This is a genomic window from Paenibacillus sp. 05T425, from assembly GCF_056396205.1.
This window is the reverse complement of the sequence record NZ_JBFTLA010000078.1, coordinates 1-502: the sequence shown is the minus strand read 5'-3', so window position 1 is coordinate 502 and position 502 is coordinate 1. Positions and strand designations below refer to the sequence as shown.

Here is a 502-nt window from a genome sequence, read left to right as displayed (position 1 = left end):
CTCCGTGCGCTCTTAATAGCTTAACCTAGCGTCGTTCCGGTTGATTCGGCTTGCTCGCCTTTTTCATTTTGTTTCTTCGATCTCCTAAGACATCAAATGGTTGAAACAAATTGAAAACATGTCGAGACAATCTCGAACAACCTTCACTAACATCAACTGCTGAGCTCGCATTCGCTAACTCTGCTCGCTGATGGTTAATCCAGCTAAAGGATGTTTCATTCATTTGTTCATATCCAGTTTTCAATGTGCAAGTTTCGCTGTCGTTTTGCGACAGGAATGTTATCTTATCACGTTCATTCATCATGATCAACCATCAAAAGTTGGTAATTCATTGGCGTGATAGAGATGCTTTCGCACCCGCTTGGCGACGTCCTACTCTCCCAGGACCCTGCGGTCCAAGTACCATTGGCGCTGGAGGGCTTAACGGTCGTGTTCGGTATGGGAACGCGTGGTTCCCCTCCGCCATCGCCACCAAACGGATGATGCTTTGAAAGACGATTAG

The 502-nt window shown here is 46.6% G+C and carries 1 rRNA gene; it reads right to left on the bottom strand.

Annotated features, from left to right (window positions below):
- Nucleotides 1-359 precede the first annotated feature (359 nt).
- Nucleotides 360-476, bottom strand: a 5S ribosomal RNA gene (gene rrf, locus AC1DF0_RS32150).
- Nucleotides 477-502 lie beyond the last annotated feature (26 nt).